The 17953-nt window shown below is 62.9% G+C and carries 17 protein-coding genes; 1 reads left to right on the top strand and 16 read right to left on the bottom strand.

Annotated elements, in window-relative coordinates; translation table 11 throughout:
• Window positions 1–67 precede the first annotated feature (67 nt).
• The 12 genes from AC2ISB_RS15485 to AC2ISB_RS15430 form a co-directional block, all read right to left on the bottom strand.
• Window positions 68–454: a (R)-mandelonitrile lyase gene (locus AC2ISB_RS15485; RefSeq protein ID WP_330629582.1), complete on the bottom strand. Its 387-nt coding sequence runs from the start codon at window positions 452–454 to the stop codon at window positions 68–70.
• 42 nt (window positions 455–496) lie between these two features.
• The gene (locus AC2ISB_RS15480) at window positions 497–1360 is read right to left on the bottom strand and encodes an aldo/keto reductase (protein WP_486576917.1); all 864 of its coding nucleotides are present in this window, start codon (window positions 1358–1360) and stop codon (window positions 497–499) included.
• A 140-nt stretch (window positions 1361–1500) separates the two neighbouring features.
• A complete protein-coding gene (locus AC2ISB_RS15475; protein WP_330629579.1) occupies window positions 1501–2391 on the bottom strand; it encodes a LysR family transcriptional regulator in 891 nt (296 codons plus the stop codon).
• Window positions 2392–2542: 151 nt separating this feature from the next.
• Entirely contained in the window at window positions 2543–4558 is a 2016-nt protein-coding gene (locus AC2ISB_RS15470; protein ID WP_486576916.1) for a TonB-dependent receptor, read from the bottom strand.
• 90 nt (window positions 4559–4648) lie between these two features.
• The gene (locus AC2ISB_RS15465; RefSeq protein WP_339110036.1) at window positions 4649–5461 is read right to left on the bottom strand and encodes a heme ABC transporter ATP-binding protein; all 813 of its coding nucleotides are present in this window, start codon (window positions 5459–5461) and stop codon (window positions 4649–4651) included.
• Window positions 5462–5463: 2 nt separating this feature from the next.
• Window positions 5464–6567: a FecCD family ABC transporter permease gene (locus tag AC2ISB_RS15460; protein WP_445268744.1), complete on the bottom strand. Its 1104-nt coding sequence runs from the start codon at window positions 6565–6567 to the stop codon at window positions 5464–5466.
• Window positions 6564–7433, bottom strand: a complete 870-nt coding sequence (locus AC2ISB_RS15455; RefSeq protein WP_486576915.1) for a heme/hemin ABC transporter substrate-binding protein — start codon at window positions 7431–7433, stop codon at window positions 6564–6566. The genes AC2ISB_RS15460 and AC2ISB_RS15455 overlap by 4 nt, the downstream gene beginning before the upstream one ends.
• Window positions 7430–8491, bottom strand: coding sequence for a hemin-degrading factor (locus AC2ISB_RS15450; protein ID WP_486576914.1), 1062 nt, complete (start codon window positions 8489–8491; stop codon window positions 7430–7432). Before AC2ISB_RS15450 ends, AC2ISB_RS15455 begins: the two co-directional genes overlap by 4 nt.
• Window positions 8492–8670: 179 nt before the next feature.
• Window positions 8671–9117: a hypothetical protein gene (locus AC2ISB_RS15445; protein ID WP_339110033.1), complete on the bottom strand. Its 447-nt coding sequence runs from the start codon at window positions 9115–9117 to the stop codon at window positions 8671–8673.
• 148 nt (window positions 9118–9265) lie between these two features.
• A complete protein-coding gene (locus tag AC2ISB_RS15440) occupies window positions 9266–9454 on the bottom strand; it encodes a hypothetical protein (RefSeq protein ID WP_330629571.1) in 189 nt (62 codons plus the stop codon).
• A 275-nt stretch (window positions 9455–9729) separates the two neighbouring features.
• On the bottom strand, window positions 9730–11799 hold the full coding sequence (locus AC2ISB_RS15435; RefSeq protein ID WP_339110032.1) for a TonB-dependent receptor domain-containing protein: 2070 nt from the start codon (window positions 11797–11799) through the stop codon (window positions 9730–9732).
• A 104-nt stretch (window positions 11800–11903) separates the two neighbouring features.
• Window positions 11904–12311: a hypothetical protein gene (locus AC2ISB_RS15430; RefSeq protein WP_486576913.1), complete on the bottom strand. Its 408-nt coding sequence runs from the start codon at window positions 12309–12311 to the stop codon at window positions 11904–11906.
• Between the two features lie 214 nt (window positions 12312–12525).
• Here AC2ISB_RS15430 and AC2ISB_RS15425 point away from each other — a divergent pair, with 214 nt between their 5' ends.
• Window positions 12526–13611 carry an AbrB family transcriptional regulator gene (locus AC2ISB_RS15425; protein WP_486576912.1) on the top strand — a complete coding sequence of 362 codons (1086 nt, stop codon included), beginning with the start codon at window positions 12526–12528 and terminating at the stop codon, window positions 13609–13611.
• Between the two features lie 19 nt (window positions 13612–13630).
• Here the strand turns inward: AC2ISB_RS15425 and htpX are convergent, their stop codons facing one another.
• From htpX to AC2ISB_RS15405, 4 genes are all read right to left on the bottom strand, one after another.
• Window positions 13631–14608: a zinc metalloprotease HtpX gene (gene htpX / locus AC2ISB_RS15420; RefSeq protein WP_486576911.1), complete on the bottom strand. Its 978-nt coding sequence runs from the start codon at window positions 14606–14608 to the stop codon at window positions 13631–13633.
• Between the two features lie 316 nt (window positions 14609–14924).
• Window positions 14925–15335 (bottom strand): hypothetical protein, encoded by a 411-nt coding sequence (locus AC2ISB_RS15415; protein ID WP_330629566.1) that lies wholly within the window; start codon window positions 15333–15335, stop codon window positions 14925–14927.
• Between the two features lie 169 nt (window positions 15336–15504).
• Complete coding sequence (deoC, locus tag AC2ISB_RS15410) at window positions 15505–16155, bottom strand: deoxyribose-phosphate aldolase (protein ID WP_486576910.1); 651 nt, start codon at window positions 16153–16155, stop codon at window positions 15505–15507.
• A 54-nt stretch (window positions 16156–16209) separates the two neighbouring features.
• The gene (locus AC2ISB_RS15405) at window positions 16210–17922 is read right to left on the bottom strand and encodes a mechanosensitive ion channel family protein (protein ID WP_486576909.1); all 1713 of its coding nucleotides are present in this window, start codon (window positions 17920–17922) and stop codon (window positions 16210–16212) included.
• Between the last annotated feature and the right edge of the window lie 31 nt (window positions 17923–17953).

Below are 17953 nucleotides of genomic sequence, written 5' to 3'. Positions count from 1 at the left end.
ACCACGCCTCTTTGGCCGCGACCTCTGTCGTGGTGTCGCGGCCCTCTGCCCGGGCATGCACGCCGTTCTACGCGTCGTCCCGCACCTTCTCGAGCCATGTCACAGCGGTTCCATCAAGGCTTTCCTGAATGGCGATATGGCTCATGGCCGTGCTGTCGCAGGCCCCGTGCCAGTGCTTTTCTCCGGCAGGAAACCAGACGACATCCCCTTGCGAGACCTCCTCCACGGGACCGCCCTCACGCTGCACGCGCCCACGCCCGAAGGTGATCAGGAGGGTCTGCCCCGCCGGATGGGTGTGCCATGCCGTGCGCGCGCCCGGCTCGAATGTGACATGCGCCCCCGAGCAGCGACCGGGCGCTTCGGCCTGAAACAGCGGATCGATACGCACGGTGCCGCTGAACCAGTCTTCCGGCCCCTGCATCGACGGGGTCTCACCGGAACGGGTAATTTTCATAATGCTTTCCTTTCTATGGGGTTTCTATCGGACGTCCCCGGATTACAACCGGCCACCATAGACGGGAAAGACGCCAGCTTCGCCATAATCGCGGATCGTCTCGAACGCCTTCAGAACCGCCATATCTTCCGGCGTGATGGTGAAATCGAGCTGCGCATTGCGGCGCATATGGTCGGGATTGGCGGTCTTGGGCAGGGCGATCATTCCCAGTTGCAGCACATAGCGGATGCTCAGTTGCGCGACCCCCACCCCGTAGGTTTCCGCCATCGCCTGCAGATCGGGATGCGACAGGATCTGCCCGTGCCCGATGGGCGAATAGGCCTCGGCCAGCATGTCGTGCCCCTGAATATAGGAAATCAGATCAAAGGGCGTGTTCGAGATATGCGCAAGGATCTGGTTGATCATCGGCTTGATCTTTGCATTTTGCAACAGATTGTCCAGATCCGCCTGCTGGAAATTCGACACCCCGATCGCGCGCAGCTTGCCTGCCTCGTAAGCCTCTTCCAAGGCGCGCCAAGCGGCCAGATTACCCTCGGAATAGGGATCGGCCTCATGGAAGACGGCCCAGGGTTTCGGGCTATGGATGATCATCAGGTCGATGTAATCCAGCCCGAGCGTCTGTAACGACCCGTCAATCGCCTTCACGGCATCCGGATAGGATTTGATCTCTGCGGCCAGCTTCGTGGTCACGAAGACCTCGTCGCGCGCGATGCCACTGTCGCGCACACCCTTCCCGACGCCCGCTTCATTGGCATAGGCCTGCGCGGTGTCGATATGGCGATAGCCCAGTTCCAGCGCGGCCTGCACCGCGGCGGCCGCCTCCGCATTCTCGATCATCCATGTGCCCAAGCCAAGCTTCGGGATCGCGACCCCGTTCGGCAAAGTCAGGGTTTCGGTCATACCCATCTCGCAGTCCTCACATCATCCTATGGCGCCCGCGCAGGCTGGGCCAGCGGGCTCTGCACGGCACTTTAGAGCGATAAGCCAAGAGGGATAATCGGCGCGATACTTATAGGACTAATGAGCCAGCCACATAAATCCTTCCTTCACAACCGCAGCGCCTCCAGCACTGCGCCAAAGGCCGAAGAGGGGCGCTGGCGGCTGGGGTAATACAGATGGAACCCCGGAAAAGCGGGGGAAAACGTCTCGAGGCAGGACTGTAGCGCACCGCTTTCCAGATAGGGCGCCGCCAGACAGTCCGGCACCAGAGCCAGACCGTGCCCGTCAAGCACCGCTGGCAGCAGGACGCCAACCGTATTGAAACAGAGCTGCCCTGACACCTTGATACGGATGTCATGGCCCGCCGCATCCTGAAACTCCCACGCATAGAGGCCGCCATGCGTGCTGAGACGCAGGTTGATACAGGCATGACGGGTCAGATCCTGCGGGACCTGCGGCACACCGGCTGCGGCAAAATAGGCGGGCGCCCCCACGCAGAGCATCCGCTCGTCCGGACCGATGCGCAAAGCGATCATCCCGTCACTGACATCCTCGCCATAGCGCACACCCGCATCACATTGCGCCGATGCAAGATCGGTAAAGCCGTAATCCATCACCAGTTCGAGACGGATCGAGGGGTACTGCTTCAGCAACGGAGAGAGTTTGGGCCAGAGCAAGGTCTCGATCGCATATTCGGTGGCCACGATCCGCACCGTACCTGTCGGATGTTGCCGCCCCTCGTCCAGCGCCCGCAACCGCGCCTCGATAGTCTCGAAACAGGGGGTCAATGTGGCCAGCAGGTCCTCGCCTTCCAGAGTCGGTGCCACAGAGCGCGTGGTCCGCGTCAGAAGGCGCAACCCAAGACGGTGTTCCAGTGCCTTGATGGTGTGGCTCAGCGCCGATTGCGAGACATTGAGCCGCGCCGCCGCCCGCGTGAAGCTGCGCTCTTCGGCAACCGCTGCCAAAGCGATAAGGTCCTGAATATTCTCGCGCAGCATCCTGATCTCCTTCGCGGGGGCGTCTTCCGAAGGATATATGCGCACCACTCATAAGGTCTACAGAGTGATGCGCCCATTGCAGCAATCGGGCCCGAACCCCGTCTGAAGCCCCGAACCCCGTCCGGAACCCCGTCCGGCGGGCCGCCCCGCGTCAGAAGGTTTTCGACAGCGTCAGACGGACATCGCGCCCCGCTTCGGGATAGGAGGCACTGCTGGTGGTATATTGGCGGATATACTGCTTGTCGAAGATGTTATCGACCGCGAAATCGACCCGCAGCCCCTCCAGACGGCCCTGCGCAACCGTATAACCCACGGCCAGATCGTTCACGCCCCAGCCTGCCTGTTCGACACCGTCAATCGTCTGTGCCCGCCCTGCCCGCAGGGTCCAGCTCAGATCCCAGCCAGAGGCGAACTGACGGCCCAAGGTCAGCCGCGCCTGATCGGTCAGCGCATAGTTATACGCGCTATACGCCGACAGGCTGTCATTGCTGTAGTCATTGTAGAAACTGGTGGTCAGGCTGGCCTGCGCATAGACCCCGTTTGCCAGCCGGTATTGCAGCGCCGCTTCCAGACCCGCGCTGCGCAGGTCTTGATAGGTCGTGCTGGGATAGGCATTATTGTCATCGATATCAGTCCGGTAAAGCCCGATGGACGCCGTCATCTGGTCGCCCTGCTGCAGCGCTTTGGTTGACTGCTGCTTTACGCCAATCTCCCACGAACGGCTCTTGGACACCGTCTCCCCCCAATAGGTGCCATCCGCCCATTGGCGGCCCGCATATTCGGGAAGGGCCAAGGCTTCGGAATAGGTGAAAGAGCCATAGAGGCTCAGATCATGGCCAAGCCCTTTCTCGAACCCCGCCCCCAGACTGCGCGCGGTGCTTGACATATCCTCCAGCGCGGCACCGGTGTTGGAGGACAGATCGCTCAGCCGCTGATGCTCGACCCGCCCGCCCAGCGACACCGTCAGATCACGCCCGAAATCCATCTCGTCAATGGCAAAAAGGGCGGTGCGGCGCGAGGTGCCCTCGCCCGCGACGCCGCGCATGATCCCGTCATGTTCCTGCCGGATCAGCGCCACGCCGCCCCGCAGCCTATGCTGGATCGCGCCGGTGGAGAATTGCGCGGTATTGGTTGCCTGCAGCGTATCGGTATCGACCGTATAGCTGCCCGAAAAGGCAAGGGACGCCCCGCCCAGCCCCTCGATGTCGAACTCCTGCCGCGACTGGGAATAGCTCAGCTTGACATCCACCAGCGGATTGCCCTCCGGCTGGTAGCTATAGGCGACCGAGGCCACATGGCCATCGCGGGTCCGGTTGACATTGCCGAAGGCCGCAATCTCGGACGAGGTGGCAAAGGGCACATTCTGCTGCACGCTTTCGGACCTGTCATAGGTAAAGGTCAGCGCCTGCTCGTTTGCGGCCCCGAAGCGGTAGCGCCCCTTCAGCAGATAGGAGGGCACGTTATAGGCCCCCAGGTCGATCTCCTCGCCCTTGCCATCCTTGCTGTTATCCTTGGCGCTGCGGGCATAGCTTGCCAGAAAATCGACGCTTTCATTGGGGGCCCATGCCAGCGTGGACGCCGTTTTCCACCCCTCGCCATTGGAGCTGGCCCCCAGCACCTGACGATAGCGGAACCCGCCTTCCGCACCGGTCAGGTCACGGCCATTGATCGTCTCCATCGCGATGGTGCCCCCCACGATCCCCGAGCCGTATTCCAGCGAGGCCAGTGGCCCCTTGAGCACGGAAACCGATTTCAGCAGGGCCGGATCGACCGCCTGTCCGCTGGAATTGCGATAGATCGAGCTGCCCGCAATCGAGATGCCGTCCAGCGCATAGACCACCTGCTGCGAACTGGGCATGGCGGCATTCCCGCCGAAATTGCGGATCGAGATATTGGAGGTCAGCAGATCGTTCTCGCGCGTGACCGACACGCCGGGCACCGATGCCACCGCCTCGGCCACCGACTGGGCCTGACGGTGCGCCATGTCCTGTGCGGTGACACGCTCGGTCGCCGGTGCGCCCGCGGGCGCCTGCGACATATCCTCGACGCGGATCGTCTCCAGCAGAACGGGGTCGTCCTCCTGCGCCATTGCCTGCGGCGCGAATGCCACCATCATTATCAGCCCCAAAGCGGTGCTTCTGTGCCAAGGCTGTGTCGAACAGGCCATATCTGTCTCTCCATAGGGTCCGCCTTTTCTGCGGCGGTATTGCTGTTTCGGCGGGCGATGGCTGGCCTTCAGGATCATCGGGGGACGGCGTTAGCGGTCCCGTGCGGTTTGCGGCAACAACCAGGGCCGTCCGTCCTGCGGCGCGGTATTGATGCGCAACGGGCAGCCGTAGCAGGCACTGAGATCCCCATCGGTCAGCACCGCCTGCGGCGGCCCCTGCCGATAGATCCGGCCCTGCGACATCAAGGCGATCTGGTCGGCAAACATCGATGTCAGATTGAGGTCATGCATCACCGCCACCACACCGCCGCCTGCATCGGCAAAGTCGCGCGCGATCTGCATGATGGAAAGCTGATGGCCGATATCGAGCGCCGAGACCGGTTCATCCAGCAGGAGCCAGCGCGGCTGTCCCTCATGCATGGGGTGCCAGATCTGCGCCAGAACGCGCGCCAGCTGTGCCCGCTGGCGTTCGCCCCCCGACAGTTCCTGCACCAGCCGCCCGCCATAGCCCGCCAGCCCCACGCGCCGGATCGCCGCCTCGACGATCCCCAAAGGGCCGGTCCCCTCTGCCCCCTGTTCGGCGATATGGCGGCTCAGCCCCGCGCCCAGCCCCAACCGGACCAGCTCGAACACGGTAAAGGGAAAGGCCACCTGCCCCGATTGCGGCAGCACCGCCCGCCAGCTTGCCTGCTCGGCGGGGCGCAGGGCGGAAAGCGCCCTGCCATTCAGATACACCTGCCCCTGATGGGACAGCTCCCCCGCGAGACAGCGCAAGAGGGTCGTCTTGCCTGACCCGTTCGGGCCGACAATGGCCGTCACCGCAGCAGGTCGGGCCTGAAAACTGACCCTCTCAAGCACCTGCCGCCTGCCGAATTGCACCGAAACCGTTTCTGCCACCAGCATGATCAGACATCCACCAAGGCGCGATTGCGCAGCAGGATCCACAGGAAAAACGGTCCGCCCAAGGCGGCTGTCACAATCCCGATCGGCAATTCCGCCGGTGCGATCACCACGCGGCTCAGGCAATCGGCAAGCAAAAGGGTGATCGCGCCCAGCAGGGCGGCATTGGGCAGCAGAAACCGGTGTGCAGGCCCCTGAACCAGCCGCAGCAAATGCGGCACCACAATCCCGACAAATCCGATCCCGCCGGTCAGCGCAACAGAGGCCCCCACCGTGGCCGCCACCAGCACGATGGCCCGCCGCTTCAGCCGCTGGGGATCAACCCCCAGATGCACGGCCACCGCCTCGCCCAAAGACACCGCATCCAGCCCGCGCGCCAGAGCGGGGGCCAGACAGAGCCCCGCCAAGATCACCGGCGCGGCCACCACCAGCTTGGCCCAGCTGGCCCCCGCCACCGATCCCATATTCCAGAAGGTCAGATCGCGCAGCTGGCTGTCGCTGGCGCGATACACCAGCACTCCGGTCAGCGCCCCCGTCAACGCGCCAAGCGCGATGCCCGCCAGCAGCAGGGTCGCGACCGAGGTCCGCCCGCCCTGTGTGGCAATCCGATACAGCACGAAGGTCGACAGCCAGCCGCCCAGAAAGGCCGCCACAGGGGTCAGCCCCGCGCTTGCAGGCCCGAGCAGCGCAACCGGCAGCAGCCCGCCCAGCACAATGGCCGCCACCGCCCCGAGCCCGGCCCCCGCAGAAACCCCGACCAGCCCCGGATCGGCCAGAGGGTTGCGGAAAAGACCCTGCATCACGGTGCCCGACACCGCCAACGCCGCCCCCACAAGCGCCGCCGTCACCATGCGCGGCAGGCGGATATTCCAGATGATCAGACTGTCGCGGGGATCGGCCACACCCAGCCCTGCCTTGGCGGCGAGAACGCCCAGCACATCGCTGGCCCCTGCCGCCCCCAGATGTAGCGACAGCGCCATCACCCCGATCAGGGTCGCGCATAATCCCAGCCCGAGCAGACGGGCACGGAGATGCCGGTCCCCCGCAGGGCGCGGCGCAGCCATGCGCCACCGGCCCGAAACGGCCCCGAAGCCACAGCGCAGGATCATTGCGGTGCAGCCGCGGCCAGAAGGTCCTGCCGCAAATGCGCGGCCATCTCGGCGGTGCGCGGCCCGAAGGCCAAGGCCGCAGGCGCGACCCGCACCAAGGCCTGCCGCTGCCCTGCCGGTGTGCCCGCCAAGGCCGCATTGCGCCAGAGATCGGCCGCAGGGGCGTCCATCTCGGGGCGGCCGGTATGATCAAGCATCACGACGATATCGGGGGCGGCCTGCAGGATCGCCTCGTCCGACACAAGGCGATAGCCCGTATAAGCGTCCGCCATCACGTTCTCCGCACCCGCAAGGCGCAGGATCCCGTCGGCGCCAGTGCCGGCCCCTGCCACATTCAACCGTCCGGCCTGATCGGACAGCACGAACATCACCCGCGGATGCGGGCCTTGGGCCACCATATCGCCCAGCTGTGCAAAGGCCGCCTGCTGCGAACGGGCCAATGCGTCGGCCTGTGGCGCACGCCCCAGCGCCGCCCCGATCAGACGGATATTGTCCAGCACCTGTGCCGGATCGAACCCGCCTTCCAGCGTCACAAGCGGCAGGCCGGTGGCGCGCAACTGCTGCAGCGTTTCCGGCGGTCCCGCCCCCGCCTGCAAGAGGATCAGATCGGGCGTCACCGACAGCACGCCCTCGGGCGAAAGCTGGCGCATATAGCCGATATCGGGCAAAGACAGCACCTCGGGCGGGAAACGCGATGTGCTGTCACGCGCCACCACCTGATCCCCCGCCCCCAGCGCGAAGACAAATTCTGTCGCCGCATCGCCCACCGGCAGAATACGTGCGGGCTCTTGCGCCTGAGCCGCCCTGACACAGACCAAGGCGACGCTGACCAAGGCGAGAACGGCGGCCCGTAGACTCCGGCTCATTCTGCGGCCTCGGCGGAACAGGAGGGCAGCGCATCCAGCAGATGATGCCATTGCGCCAGATCGTCGCTGTCACTCTCGCGCTCGCCAAAGCACTGGAAGATCAGCTCGCCCGCCGCATCGAAAGCCTCCAGCGACACCGCCAGACCGCGACGGGTCGGCTTTTCGACCACATAGCATTCCGCAATATGATCGCCGCGCAGATGCAGGTTGAACCTTTCATCCAGCACATTCAGCCACGGTCCCAGCGGGCGGACAGTGCGGATTGCGCCCCAATGAATCTGGATATGCCCACGGTTGCCGACGAAAAAGATCACCTTCTGGCCCGTCATCGACAGATCCCGCAACCAGCCGCCGACCGATGCCGGATCCACCGCGCGCACGAAGGGATGGCCAGCCATACGATAGGCCCCCAGACGGTTCATGCCCAACCTGTGGGTGAGCCGGTTGAACTGATGGGTGTCGGTCATCTCCTGCCAGCCCGCAATCAGCGCGGGCCGCTTGGCCGGATCGCCCTTGGGGCCTTCGGGGGCGGGCAGCGGCAGCGGCGCCAGCTCGGTGGCGGGGTCGGGCAGGCGCAGCCGGTCAACCAGCGGCTGCCAGGCCGCAAGCTGCGATTGTGCCAAGAGGTAGATCTTCTGTAGCGCCTCGCCATAGAGATCATAGAACTGCAAAGAGCGGCGCGGACCTTCGGGACGAAGCTCGGTCACGGCAAAGCCATAAGCCCAGTATTTGGGAAAGATCCGCGTGTCGATCTCGCGGCCCAGAACCATCGCGGCATGAGGCCCCGCCTTATAGGTGCCAAAGCGCCCGACGCGTTCATGCACGCAAGACCCGTTGCGTGTCAGCGTCATGACCTCGCCCAGATCGGGCAGAAGCGGCATGACCTCGTCGGGATGGGCCGTGATGGGAGAGGCCGCAGAATCCCCCGGCACATCCAGCGCCGCCCCGATATGGGCGGCCACGAAAGCGGCCTCGGACAGGCCAAGCTCTGCCGCCATATCCCGTTGCCGTTTGCCCGACGCCTTGCGGAAGTCCCGAATACTCTGCACCGTTCGCATGATATCCCTCATGTGAAAATATCGGGCTCGCAATCAATATGCTGGCGGTTTCATCTGGAAAAGGACGGGATCAGGCGCCGGACATGGGGAAAAATTCCCATGCCCCATCAGGGGCGCCCCCCAAGGCGAAATAAAGCGCATACAGAAAAGACGGCCTCTGCGCGCCAAGCCGGTCTGCCTTATAGGGCGGCAGGTTTCGGCAGCAGAGCGGCCAGACGTGCCGCCGTTTTCACGATCTGCTCATGGGCATTGGCTTCCGACAGGAAAATCGCGAACGGCTCGGCATTGGCGGGCTTGCCCTCCCAATGGGCCGCAACCACCCGCAGCAGATAATTCTCCAGCGGATTGATCTTATGCGCGCAGCAGTCGCAATCGGGATTGCCATAGCGCATCGGTGACTTGCGCGCCGTCAGCACCCGATCCATCAGCACGGCCATATCGGCGAACACCTCGGCCCCCTTGCCACGCCCCCAGATCTTCTGGGCAAAAGCCAACCCCCGCAACCAGCCATTTTTGGGCGGATTATCAAGGCTTTGCATCTGCAACCGGAACAATCGCAGCAACTCGGCCTGCGGAAACTCTGCTTGGGTCTGATCCGAATGGTGGGTGCTTTGGATATGTGACAAGATCTGTGACTCCATTGTTGCGGGCAGAACTTGACAAAAATACTCGGAAAAATCAAGAGACGATTTCCTTGCGGCGGAGAAAACGAAAAAGGCCCCCGCGAACGGAGGCCTTTTATAGGCATTTCAATACCTTAAAGAAGAACGCGGATCATTCTTCCTCGAAATGGCCGCACCAGTCATCGGTTTTCACAACCGGCCAGAGGCCATGCGAGGAGGCTTCCGGCTGCGACACCGGCGGGTTGAAACGGCACAGACCCGCATCATCGGCGGCTGCAACGGTTTCGGAATTGGTTTTGTGGTCTTCGAAGAAGGCGCAATCGGCGCAGGACTTGCTCATGATATTTCCTCTCCTTTTTATGGCGGTCCGGACAGGACGCGGCCTTGCATAGGGGAAATATATGGCACAAAAAATAAAAGTCAATAAAAACAAATACTTGAGCATAAATGTCAGGGATAAAAACCCGACCATTTCACTTGCAAAACGTCACCCAATCCCCAAGCCGCACGCCCATAAGAACCGCTTTGGGATGCCCCCCGAAGGCAAAGACAGGGAGATGTGGGCCCATCCCCCTGCCTGCCCTTACAAACGCCCCATCAGGAGGCGATTGCAGATCAGAATGTCATCTGCACCGACAGATACGCCGTCCGGCCCGGCTCGTTGACGCGGGGAACGGTGGTGTCGAATACGCTTTTGCGGTTGAGATGGCGGGCATAGGTTTTGTCCAGCAGGTTATCCACCCCGCCCATCAGGCGCACATTATCGCGCAACTGGTAGCTGCCGAACAGATCCAGCGTCGCCCAGCCCGCGGTTTTGCCCGGATCGATCGACGGGTCGATCCGGTTCTGGCGGCTGGCCCAGTTCACCCGCGCCCCTGCCGACCACAGATCGGCGGACCATGTCGCGCTCAGGCTGCCCGATAGCGGCGGGATCTGCGCCAAGGCCGTGTCATCGCTGGTATTCTCGCCATGCGTCCATGTCGCATCCCCTGCAAAAAGCCATGCGCCATAGCTGTAGCTTCCCAAGACCTCGACCCCCGAGAGGTCCGCCCCGACATTGCGATATTGGGTGCGCGAGCTGCCTGTCGAGGTCGTGACGATCTCTTGCAGGATATAGTCATCCACACGGTCATAGAAAGCGGACGCATTCAGCGACCAGTTCTCCCGCGTGGTCTGGAAACCGATATCCAGCTGGTTGTGCTTTTCCGGCGCGATATCGGGATTGCCGACATAGCTTGCAACCCCCATCGACCCGCGCGCCATCGCGCGTTCATTCGCATCCGCCGTGCGCACCGCCCGCGACAGGCCGATAAAGGCTTTGGTCTGCGCATCGAACTGGTGTTCGTACCGCAAGAGCCCGCCGACATTGTCCTCGCTGCGGGCATGATCATAGCTGGTGCCATACACCTCGGTGTAATAGTCGTTGGGCGAATAGCCATTGACCGACTGATCGGCCTTGCCCACATCGGCATGCACGTGATCATAGCGCAGCCCCGCCCTGAGCGTGTCGCTGGCGCTCAGCATGGTTTCGGTCTGCACATAAAGGCCGGTCTGGGCGATGGTGACATCGGGCCATGTCAGCGAATAGGGGCTGTCCAGGTCGATCATCGCCGAAGACATCGCCATATAGCCCAAGGCCGTGCGGGAATTGGACTGGTAGTCGATGCCGACCGTCGCTTTGGTGCGCCCGAAATCCAGCTTGCCTTCCAGTTTCCCCCCATGCGTATCCGAAGTGGTGGGCGACAGCATGGCCATATTTGTGGGGCTGCGGAGCGAGTAGTTATCCATCCGGTGATCGACATCCGACCGGTAGACCGAGCCTTCGATCCGCGTCAGCGGCCCGTAGCTGAGGTCGACACCGCCCCGCAGACGGATCGTTTCGGTTTTCGACAGCGGGCTGTCCATCGCCGCGCCTGCAAATTCGACATCCTCGGCACGGTCATGTTCGACATCCAGCGCCAGATCCACACCATTGTTCTTGTAGCCCAGCGTAACGCCGGTGCTTTTCTGGGTATAGCCCGCGCGGACATCCCTGCCGCTGCCGTCCTTATAGTCATTGGCCGTCTTATACTCGCCCGAGGTTTCCAGATAGAACCCGTGCCCCAGATCGAAGGCCAGCGTGCCCGAAATCTCTTTCGCCTCGGAATTGCTGGACCCGCCAACCGTCAACGACCCCGAGACCTTCTTGCCCGCCTCGAATTCGGGGGCGTCGCGCTCCAGCCGCACCGTGCCTGCCGGTGCTCCCGGCCCGTTGGTCACACTGGAATAGCCCTTTTCCACCACGATCCGGTCCGCCCGGTAAAAGCTGGCAATCGAGGTGGGCGGGTCCATCCGGCTGGGGCAGCCGCCATAGGTAAACGAGCCCGCATCAATGATATTGATCTGGTTCTTCGACATGCCCCGCAAGATGATGTCGATCCCGTGCCCCCCCATACGCGACCCTTCGATGCCGGGAATGGTGGACATCAGCGCCCCGCCATCCAGCGCAGGTGCCGTGGCAAGGGCCTCCTTGTCGAGAGTGACGGTGGTGCCGTCGGTCTGCATCGCAGCCCCTTCGACATAGATCGTGTCCAGATCGACGGTTGTCGCGTCCTTCTTTGCGGTTTCCGCAAAGGCAGGCAGGGCAATGGAACAAAGCAAAAAGGCGGTCACGCTACGGCGTGCCGTGAAAGACAGAATAGTCATGGAGAAGCTCCGGAAAGTAACGAAACATGCACAAGGGGGCCACGCCCTGCTGCGCAAGACATCTTGAGGGCAGAGCCTGCCCTGTCAGCGGTTGTCAGTTGATGTCACGCCACAAACGGAGGGCCACGGATCCACAGCCGCACAGGATGGGCCGCCGGAACGATCCCCGCCAGCCGCACGGGTCCGAAACCGATCCCCCGCGCCAGTGCCACGAAATCCGGCGAGCCGCCCAGAACCGGCAAGGCGGTCAGGCCAAGAACACAGAACGGACATTTCGCAGCCGCCCTGCCCTCGGTCTCGGGCAGATCGCGCACCGCGCCGGTGACCGGATCATAAGCCACGCGATGCAGCCCCGCCCCGTCGCAGAGCTGCACGATCACCTCATCGGCGCGCAAACTGGCATCGGGCAAGGCGGGCTGATAGGCAAATGCCACCTGCAGCCCCAGAAGCGACGCAAGAAGAACGGCCAGAATGCCGTGAAATCCCTTCCCGATATGCGCCGCTTTTTTCATGACGCGAAGTAATCGCGTCACCCGAATGTGATCAAGGGGGCGAAGGCATTCCGTGCCGCAACGTGACATCACAACCACAGGCAGAACGCCGCGCCTTTTTCTGTGCGCAAGAGGGGCCGCCCCTGCGCGGCGGATGGAATGGTCCGTCAGGCTGTCATGTTGCAAGATGGCCCGAGAAAAGAACGACCCACCCAAACGGGGCAGACCCAACGTGATGCAGACCACTCCGAGACAGGCAAGGCAGATCCTCCACTGGGCAGGGCTTGGGGCGGCCTGTATCCTCTCGGGCATTGTCCTTTCGGCACTGGCGGTGCCGGCAGGGCTGCTGATCGGGCCGATCCTTGTGGGGATGTGTTTCGGCCTGTCCGGCCATGTGCTGACCTTCAACCGTGACCTGCGGGCGCTGGCACAAGGGGCGACGGGAGTGCTGATTGCCACCAGCTACCGCCCCGACACCCTTGCCCGTCTTGGCGAGGTCTGGCCTCAGGCGCTGGCCACACTGGCGGGCACGATGCTGGTGGCGATCCTCGCAGGGGTGATTGTGGGACGGCTCGGGGTCATTGCCCGCGAAGAGGCGATCTGGGGGTTCCTGCCGGGCATGGCCAGCGCCGTCATCGCCATCAGCGAGGAACGCAATCTGGATGCACGGGCCGTTGCCATCATTCAGGTGCTCCGGATTCTGGTGGTCATCCTGTCGATGTCGGCACTGGCGGCGATTTTGCATATGACGGGCCTGCATGTGACGGGCCTGTCCGATCCGGCCCAAGCAGCCCCCGCCCGAAGCACCCCGCACGGGCCAGTCTGGATCACATGTCTGCTGGTGGTGCTGGCCCCGCTGTCACAGCGCTTCCTGCGTTTTGTCCCCGCCGGAGGGATGATGGTGCCACTGATTGCCGCCATCGCGCTGAAATCCGCAGGCGTTCCGGTCGGCATCCCCCACGAGATGCTGGTCGCCGCCTATCTGGTCATCGGCGCGAATGTCGGCCTGCGCTTCGACCGCCCCCTTCTGCGTCAGGCCGGTCGGGCCATGCCCGCAATCATCGGTGCGGCGATAGGGATGGTGCTGCTGGGCGGCGGGATCGGGCTGGCTCTGGGCTGGACGGTCGGGCTCGACCCGCTCAGCGGGGTGCTGGCCGCCGTGCCCGGAAGCATCGATGCCGTGGCCGCGCTCGCCTATTCCAGCAATGCCGATATGTCTTTCGTGATGACCTTGCAGATCCTGCGGCTGTTTGTCGTGCTGATTGCCGGACCGCCCCTTGCGGCCTGGGCCGCCCGACACTCCGCCCCGCGCCGCAGATAGCGGCGCAGGCCTGCACAGCTCAGGTCCAAGGGCTGTTTTTATCCCGCTGGCGGTTCACCTTGGGCAACGATGACGGGCGCGCTTGCAAAGGGCTGGCGGCTTCGGCCGGACGCGGCGCCGCCGCGCGAGGCGCGGCAGAGCGTTCGCCCCGATCGCCCATCTGCACAGCCAGTTCCCGCAGCGCGGCCACACGGTTTTCGGTGGCGGGGTGCGTCGAGAACAGCTTGTCACGCCCGCCCCCGTGCAGCGGATTGATGATGAACATATGCGCGCTGGCCGGATTGCGCTCGGCGGTCAGGTTATCGACCTGCGCAGCCCCCTGCTGGATCCGCTGCAAAGCCGACGCCAGCCACAAAGGATGGCCACAGATCTGCGCCCCCTGCTTGTCGGCGGCATATTCCCGCGTGCGGGAAATCGCCATCTGCACCAGAGAGGCCGCCAGAGGGGCAAGGAACATCATCGCCAATGTCCCCACAATGCCCAGCCGGTTCTCGTCGCGGCTGCCACCGAAGAATAACGCAAAATTCGCCAGCATCGAAATTGCCCCCGCGAAGGTCGCGGTAATGGTCATGATCAGCGTGTCACGGTTCTTGATATGGGCCAGTTCGTGGGCCACCACGCCCGACAGCTCTTCGCGCGACAGCACGCGCATCAGACCCGTGGTCACCGCAACAGCAGCGTTCTCGGGGTTGCGCCCTGTCGCAAACGCATTGGGCTGGGGCGTGTCGATCAGATAGACCGCAGGCATCGGCAGGCCCGCATTGCGCGCCAGCCCCGCCACCAGCTCGGTCAGTCCCGACGGATCGCGCGGACCGATAGGCTGGGCGTTATGCATCCGCAGCACCATCTTGTCGGAATTCCAGTAGCTGAACAGGTTCATCGCGGCGGCAATGGCCAATGCGATCACCATCCCCGTGCTGCCGCCAAGCAGATAGCCAAGGCCCAAAAACAGCGCCGTGACAGCGGCCATCAACATTCCGGTTTTTACATATCCCATTGCCTTGATCCTAATCCGGTCTCCTCTGGAGGGGTTCAACTGGATATAGGTGTCAAACCGGACGGCACAATGGGGCACAGGGATTACGCAGGACCGAAGGGGCGCAGGACCGAAGGGGCGCTGCGCCCTTCAGGCCGGTGGCCAAAGATATCGGCCGAATTTCGTTAGCGCGCTGTTGAATATTCCACAAACCCCGCCATCACATTGCCGAAGCAGAGGGGGGCGCCGGAATTGGAAGAAGGGCAACCCGAAACCGGATCACCCTTCCTCACTGGAGATGCACATCAGTGATGTGCAACGGTAGCGACGGAGCCGATTACGAACGGCCAGCGCCGCGATAGGGGCGCTCGATCGGCGCAACGGTATTGCGCGATGCGCCGGTTTCGATGAAGCGCGCTTCTTGGTCATCATCTGCGGTCGACATCGACACGAGTTCTGCCATCGAATATTTCGATGCATCAACGCCAAGCTGAGCTGCCAGCTGTGCTTTACCTTGAGAAACCGAGGTATTTTCCGAAGTACGGTTTTCGTGCTTCAGGAAGTAATTCGCGGTTTGCGTGTCGCCGTTGATTTTTGCATCGCGGATATTGGTCAATTCAGCGGTGGTGAAATCTGCGCCGTTCAGGCCGAGCTGCGCTGCGAGCTGTGCGTGACCTGCGGATTCTGCCGAAGCGATCCCTGCGGAAGCGGAAAGGGCAACAACGGCTGCGATAAGAACGTTTTTCATAGTCATCTCCAATGATTGCGGATGGCCCTTAGTGATTCAGGCCACCTGCCTAGTGATGACGCCCCTCTACGCCTGTGACTTTCACCGGTAAACGCTAGAAAGAAAGCAAGCTTATGTTTATATATGCACAGTCACAATTCTGTCATTTTAATGATTGATTCGAAATATATTAAGCGCCAATGATCGCGAGGCTCTTCGACGCGCCAATCCGGCTGGCCCCTGCGGCAATCATCGCCAGCGCCTCTGCGGTGGTCGAAATCCCACCCGACGCCTTCACGCCCATCTCCGACCCCACCGTCTTGCGCATCAGCGAAACCGCCTCGATCGTGGCACCGCCGGAAGAAAACCCGGTGGAGGTCTTCACAAAATCCGCCCCCGCATCCTTGGCCAGATGGCAGCCCGTGGCGATCTGGGCGCCTGTCAGCAGGCAGGTCTCCAAGATCACTTTCAGACACAGAGGACCGCAAGCCGCTTTGACCGTTGCAATATCTTCACGCACGGCATCCAGATCTCCGTCGATCAGCGCACCGACAGGGATCACCATATCGATCTCCCGCGCGCCCTGCGCGATGGCCCAGCGGGCCTCTGCCGCTTTCACCTCGCTCGGGGAGGCGCCCAGAGGGAACCCCACAACGGTGCAGACCAGCACATCGCTTTGCGCCAGCGCCTTGACCGCGCGCGGCACATGCAGGGCATTCACACAGACGGATTTGAACCCGTGGCTGGCCGCCTCGGCACAGAGCGCGTCAATCTGCGCCGCCCGTGTCTCGGGTTTGAGCGCGGTATGGTCGATATAGGCTGCGATCTCTGCCGGGGTCATCGGAACTCTCCTGAAACTGTCTGCCCCAATCCTTGGCAGGCCCCCCGTGGCAGGTCAACTGCCGAGCGCAGCGCCCGTCTCCGGCGGGGGCGCGATCCGTGGAAAGACAGGTTTGGCCGCGCCATCAAGCTTTCGGGCCTCGGCCAGCAGCGCCTCGCGCAAGTCACAAGACGTCGCCCAGCCGGTATTGGGGTCGTCACTTGGCACCAGAAACAGCACGGTCTGGCCCCAGATATCATGCTGCGTCACATAGACCCCACGGCTATCGGGCGCATCGCTCAACCCGTAATCGTCCAGCAGGCGGTGATAGGCCAGCCGCAGCGGCGCGACATCCGTGAGGTGATCAAGACGCAAAATCACCTCGAACAGGGTGAAATGCTCCTGCATGGTCCAGTTCTCGAAAGGCTCGGCCACGAAATCGACCACCGGCACCACAAGGCGCTTGCCCGTCCAGACACGCAGCTGGACATAGGTGAAATTGATCCGCTCGACCGAGCAGACATAATCGCGGAACAGGATCTTGTCACCGATCCGCGCCGACTGGTTCATCGAGATCTGCAACGAGGCCATGATATTGGACAGGATATTGCGCGCGGCAAAAGCCAGCAGGATCCCGATGGTCCCTGCCGAGGCCAGAAGCGAGATCCCCAGCGACTGCATGACGCTGGCCTCGTTGAGGACAATCCCCACCCCCACTATCGCAATCAGCACAATCGCCCCGCGCCGCAAGGCCGATACGCGCGTGGCCATCGCGCGGCGCAGCTCCTGGCCTTCGCCGATGGCACTCAGTTCGGCCCCGTCAAAAGAGACCAGCCTCTCGATGATCACATCGGCGATATTGACGATCAGCCACAGCACCGCCGCCACCACACCCAGCACCACAAGCGGCGAGATCACCGTGTCGATCCGGCCAGAGAAGATGAACAACCGGTTCGAGATCATCGCCAGCGTGACGGTCATCACCAAAAGCACGACCGGCCCGCGCATCGCCACCAGAAACGAGGCGGGGGCCACGCGGCGGTTGCGGTGCAGCCCGCGCGACAGGAGCTTCTGCGTGATCCATCCGGCCAGTGCGGTGATCGCAATCGCCAGCGGCAAACCGATCGCCTCCCACCATTGCAGGCCCCAGACGGCCTCGCGGCGCAGAACGGATGGCAGCGCCTTTTCCAGTGCCGAGGGCGCATAGGCCTGTCCCAGAGCGGGCAGATTATCCACCGTCTGGCGCGACACGACCCAGACCGCCGCGCCGTTTTTCGGCTTGATACGGTTGATACGGATCGGCACCGGACGGTTACCCAGATCGACATACCATAGCAGGATGGAACGGCGCGGCTTGCCCGCCATAGGCGCATCCCCGACCGCACGTTCATCCAGCCCGTCAGGCCGGTCCCTGAGCGCATACCAGTCAATCACGATCTTCCGGTCGAGCAATGTCTTGAAATCGCGGGCAAGTTCCGGCCCCTTGGTCCGCTGCTCCATCTCGGGCACATCCGACAGATCCAGCATATGCGCCGCCGCCAGCCACTTGCCCTCATTGGCCTGTATCAGGAAGCTTTCCAAAGACGATCGCGGCGTGCTGCGGTCCAACCCGTCCGGCGGCGTGCCAAGACCGCGATTGAGCGCATCGGCCTCATACCATTCCGACGAGGCGCTTTCGGTTTGCTCGGCATGTGCCGCGTGCGGCAGGGCCTGCGCCAGACAGACAAGCAGCAAAAACAGGCCAGCACAGCGAAGGGGGCGACGGAACAGCACGGGATAAGGCATCATTCCTGCCAACACCTCACGTCGCAAACGGTTC

Source organism: Thioclava sp. NS-SX20 (assembly GCF_057380695.1).
Note: the sequence above shows the minus strand (reverse complement) of the source record. Positions and strands in the feature narration are given on the sequence as shown.

Bases quoted from the DNA above. Each gene is read 5' to 3' on its own strand.
- AC2ISB_RS15485 (WP_330629582.1), bottom strand. From the start codon at position 454: ATGAAAATTACCCGTTCCGGTGAGACCCCGTCGATGCAGGGGCCGGAA.
- AC2ISB_RS15480 (WP_486576917.1), bottom strand. From the start codon at position 1,360: ATGGGTATGACCGAAACCCTGACTTTGCCGAACGGGGTCGCGATCCCG.
- AC2ISB_RS15475 (WP_330629579.1), bottom strand. From the start codon at position 2,391: ATGCTGCGCGAGAATATTCAGGACCTTATCGCTTTGGCAGCGGTTGCC.
- AC2ISB_RS15470 (WP_486576916.1), bottom strand. From the start codon at position 4,558: ATGGCCTGTTCGACACAGCCTTGGCACAGAAGCACCGCTTTGGGGCTG.
- AC2ISB_RS15465 (WP_339110036.1), bottom strand. From the start codon at position 5,461: ATGCTGGTGGCAGAAACGGTTTCGGTGCAATTCGGCAGGCGGCAGGTG.
- AC2ISB_RS15460 (WP_445268744.1), bottom strand. From the start codon at position 6,567: ATGATCCTGCGCTGTGGCTTCGGGGCCGTTTCGGGCCGGTGGCGCATG.
- AC2ISB_RS15455 (WP_486576915.1), bottom strand. From the start codon at position 7,433: ATGAGCCGGAGTCTACGGGCCGCCGTTCTCGCCTTGGTCAGCGTCGCC.
- AC2ISB_RS15450 (WP_486576914.1), bottom strand. From the start codon at position 8,491: ATGCGAACGGTGCAGAGTATTCGGGACTTCCGCAAGGCGTCGGGCAAA.
- AC2ISB_RS15440 (WP_330629571.1), bottom strand. From the start codon at position 9,454: ATGAGCAAGTCCTGCGCCGATTGCGCCTTCTTCGAAGACCACAAAACC.
- AC2ISB_RS15435 (WP_339110032.1), bottom strand. From the start codon at position 11,799: ATGACTATTCTGTCTTTCACGGCACGCCGTAGCGTGACCGCCTTTTTG.
- AC2ISB_RS15430 (WP_486576913.1), bottom strand. From the start codon at position 12,311: ATGAAAAAAGCGGCGCATATCGGGAAGGGATTTCACGGCATTCTGGCC.
- AC2ISB_RS15425 (WP_486576912.1), top strand. From the start codon at position 12,526: ATGCAGACCACTCCGAGACAGGCAAGGCAGATCCTCCACTGGGCAGGG.
- htpX (WP_486576911.1), bottom strand. From the start codon at position 14,608: ATGGGATATGTAAAAACCGGAATGTTGATGGCCGCTGTCACGGCGCTG.
- AC2ISB_RS15415 (WP_330629566.1), bottom strand. From the start codon at position 15,335: ATGAAAAACGTTCTTATCGCAGCCGTTGTTGCCCTTTCCGCTTCCGCA.
- deoC (WP_486576910.1), bottom strand. From the start codon at position 16,155: ATGACCCCGGCAGAGATCGCAGCCTATATCGACCATACCGCGCTCAAA.
- AC2ISB_RS15405 (WP_486576909.1), bottom strand. From the start codon at position 17,922: ATGATGCCTTATCCCGTGCTGTTCCGTCGCCCCCTTCGCTGTGCTGGC.